At 36.9% G+C, this 3,963-nt stretch carries 2 protein-coding genes; one reads left to right on the top strand and one right to left on the bottom strand.

Annotation, left to right across the window (positions count from 1 at the left end; genetic code table 11):
• Positions 1-299 precede the first annotated feature (299 nt).
• Entirely contained in the window at positions 300-923 is a 624-nt protein-coding gene (locus SGJ10_00810; GenBank protein MDZ4756663.1) for a hypothetical protein, read from the top strand.
• A gap of 118 nt (positions 924-1,041) precedes the next feature.
• Here SGJ10_00810 and SGJ10_00805 read toward each other — a convergent pair whose 3' ends face one another.
• On the bottom strand, positions 1,042-3,774 hold the full coding sequence (locus tag SGJ10_00805) for a T9SS type A sorting domain-containing protein (protein MDZ4756662.1): 2,733 nt from the start codon (positions 3,772-3,774) through the stop codon (positions 1,042-1,044).
• Positions 3,775-3,963 lie beyond the last annotated feature (189 nt).

Here is a 3,963-nt window from a genome sequence, read left to right as displayed (position 1 = left end):
TCATGTGAAAAAGAAGAATAATTATTCATTATACTATGCTTTTAATTCAAAATAGACAATTGTTCCTGGTGGCTGAGTTTTTGAGCAGACCCTATTTAGTTTATTTATAGTTCAAATATTCAATTCCCCAAAAATCAATTTCAAAAAATATAAAAACACACAGTACTTTAAAGTTTTTAGTATTGTAATCACTGCAGTAAGATATGCTCCTTTACCGCACTGGTCATTTTCTTAAGTATCTTCGCACAAATGCAACCATCGTCAATCTTAACACGTTAATCTTATATCCAATAAATATAATGAAAACGATAATTTTAACTATTGCATATATGTATTTTGGCTTGACAATATATGCCCAGTCAGCAATTGACCTCAATATAGATTATATGTTAAGAGGTAATAAATATGTTGCATCCTGTATTAAAGATTCTAATGCATTAGGAGGATTTGCACATTCAGAAAACACTCCCAAGATACTTAATGACTCAAATAACTTTATTGAGAAAGGTTTCTTTTTAAAAATAGATACTACTTCTATCATAACTATTTCAAAAAAATATAATGGTTATAATTTTTATATAGTAAATAAATCAGATTCAACAATAAAACTTAATGCTTCAGATAGTAGAATTTCTGTGGTTTTAGAAGCTTATGTAGATAAAAAATGGCAGGAAATAGAATATTTACCTAGCAGTTGGTGGGGGAATAGTCGTCATAAAGTTTTTATTCGATCTAATGAATGCTGGAAGTTTTCAATTCCGAAATTTACAGGTCAAATAAAAACAACAATTCGCTATAAATTAATAATTGGACTTGACCAATATATATATTCGAATGCAATTGTTTCCAGTATCAATAGAAAGCAGTTGACCGAGAGGCAGGGATATCAATCGCAAGGAATTATGGATCCGTATGAAGATTAATAAAAAAAACAACGAGAGACTGAACAATCCTTATATCAATCTTAGAAAGTATAACGTTGCGACGGCAACGATATCAGGCGTCAGCCATTAACCATTAAGCCCGCCGCGGCGGGAACCATTACTCTTTCACCATTTTCAAGACCTCTCTTCTATCCGTCATATCAATTTTTATCATATAGTTTCCTGCGGGCCAATGAGCACAGGGCACTTGCGTTTGTTGTTGTAAAGTAGTTCCTGTCCATACACGTTGCCCTTGTATATTATATATATCAATCGGTACAAATTTGTGCGGCATGTTTGGTAAATTTATTATTATATATTCTTGTGCAGGATTGGGATATAATGTTATAGTATTTGCATTTGATTTGGGGGCTATGCCTGTTAGTTGCCAAGCATTATCGAAGTTAGTGGCAAATAGACCGTTACCATGTGTAGCAACAATTACAAGGCCATCACTTTCACGCACATCTATCATCGTGCATATATTATTATTGATCATATCATACGCTTGTAATACCCATCTTGTATTTGCTCCTTGCAAACTATCGGTAACATATAATCCTGTACTTGTTGCTAAAAAATATCCTGTAAAACCATTGCGTCGCATCATCGTAATCCAACGACATGAAGGACCATTACCACTACCGTTTGCATTTTGTTCCAGGTTGCCACTTATTGCAGTCCATTTTTGTCCGCCATCATTGGTATAAAATACACTTTGTATATTATAATTACTAAATACTACAAATATTCTGGAGGTATCTAATGGGTCTATACTTATGCAACTTATATAAGCATTTTGCGGGAAATTTTGTCCCGTAATTTCTATTGGAGAGGGTTGCCCCGTATGGGCATCGAGCATTTTATATAATTTACCTGCCGTGGTTCCATATAATACAATATTAGCAGGTTGTTTTGAAACTGTGAGTGCAGATATTCTCATCGTTGTATCAAATGTACTATCTAGTTTTTCCCAACCTTGCATGGTTTTTACAGAATCTAAAACAGTTTTAAGGGCTATCTGATTTACATCATTATTTCGCCACACTTTAGTACCTCCAGCAATATACATTCTGTTTTGTTTGTTGGGGTCGCATATAAATGGATTGATGAAGCCGTAACCTGTTCCCTCCGATGGGTCAATACGTGCATATTTAGTGGCATTTCCATTGGCATCCACTTGTATATGATATACTTTTCCTTCTTGTTTCGATACATATAAATCGTTTGCACCATCGGGCACATAGCAGTACGAACCATCGCCCCCAAAAGAGGCTGTCCATTTAAGTCGGATATTGTTTACATCATTGCCCCACCAGGTTCCGTTATCTTGCAGACCACCTATAATAGTTTTCCCATTGGCCGCATGATCCATGGCAACAGTATAATACTGTGTGGTGAGGTAGCCAATATTCATATCCTGCCACGCCACTGGATTTGCTGTACAATCATCAGTTCTAAATATACCCCCATCATTGGCACATATTGCTTTCTTAGGATCCGATTTCAAGAACACCCAATTGTGTTGGTCGGGATGGTGATTGAGATACAATTTATAATCGGGCAATGTTGATTTAATATCATAACCACCAACGGCCGATGTATTGTTTTTGGTTTTGAAACCATCGCTACTACGCCACAAATTATTGCAACCTATAAAAACCATATTTGCATTATCGGGTTTTACTCGAACATATAAATCGTAGCCACCTTGCGTATTAAAATTGCCGAATGCTCCACCCACATCGGGTAGATTATCTGATCGGTCTTCCCATAAACCTCCAGCCCCTGTTCCATCACCACTTACATAAGTATATTTCCAAAAACCATTATACTCTGCCCTACCTCTAAAGTCGAGGGTTTTTTTACCCTCGTTAATTGTATGCATCACAAAATATACTTGATTCTCATCTGAAGGGGAAATGCCAATGGCTATTCTTTCATATTGATTATAAAAAGAAACAGGCGTGATATTGGCCCAAGTTTTTCCATTGTCAATACTTCGCCACATTCCTTTTTGTGGGCCATTGCTGCTTAAAACAGCATATATTATACCTGTGGAGGTAATAGCAATATCAGTATATTCTGAGCTACCATTTGCACCAGAACCACCGCGGATAAAAGTAAAGTTTTTACCCCCATTCGTGCTTCTATATATATTACCATAAGTTGCCATAAACACATGATCCGAGGTATCAGTACTGCTATGTACCACGCTTAATACCATCTGCATGTTTTTGCTAAAACTGTTGGGCGAATTAGCTACCGTTGCAGCAACCGTTTGCCAGGTTTCGCCACCATCTACACTTTTATATAACCCATTACCTAAAAAAAATGCCCCACCGCCCGAAGCACTGTTTCCAGTATATTCACCAGTGCCTGCCCACCATATATTGGGTTTTTGAGGGTTTTGCGATATACAAGTTACATTAGGTAATTGGTCGGGTTTTGTTTTGCGAATCCATACTTTACCACCATCGGTGCTTTTCCATATTCCACCACTTACTCCTGCTGCGAGTATTATATTTTCATTGATTATATCAATTGCTAATGCACGTGTACGACCGCCCACATTCCAGGGGCCAATGTTTTGCCAATTGTTATATCCTGTTTTATTAGAAGTATTTGCTATAGGAAGTGTGGCGGCAAATGCAAGCTCTTTGTTACGTATATCCTCAGGTATTAGGCCTGTGGCAGGGTCGGCAAGCATTGCTGTCATCCATTTATTGCGGGCATCTATATCTTCTTCCGTGCCATCGGCACTAGAGAAATTAATTTGAGTTGTAAAAAAAATTGAAAGCCCAAATACAATTGCTGCCGAGGTGCAGATTAAAAATAACTTAATTTTCATGTTTCAAAAATAGGGGAAATGTAGTAGTAAGTGGTAAGGAGCAAGGAGTAAGTCCATGCGGCTGATTTTAGCTAATTGTAGATTAGACCACTTTCATAATTCAAATAAGAAAAGCCAAATTATAACGGACACTTTATTTTATTGTAGTATCGCTCGCCGCGAACTCCGATAACTATCGGGGCTTCCTTT

It is taken from the genome of Bacteroidota bacterium (assembly GCA_034439655.1).
Taxonomy (GTDB): Bacteria; Bacteroidota; Bacteroidia; order UKL13-3; family UKL13-3; genus CANJUD01.
This window is presented reverse-complemented; position numbering and strand designations above follow the sequence as displayed.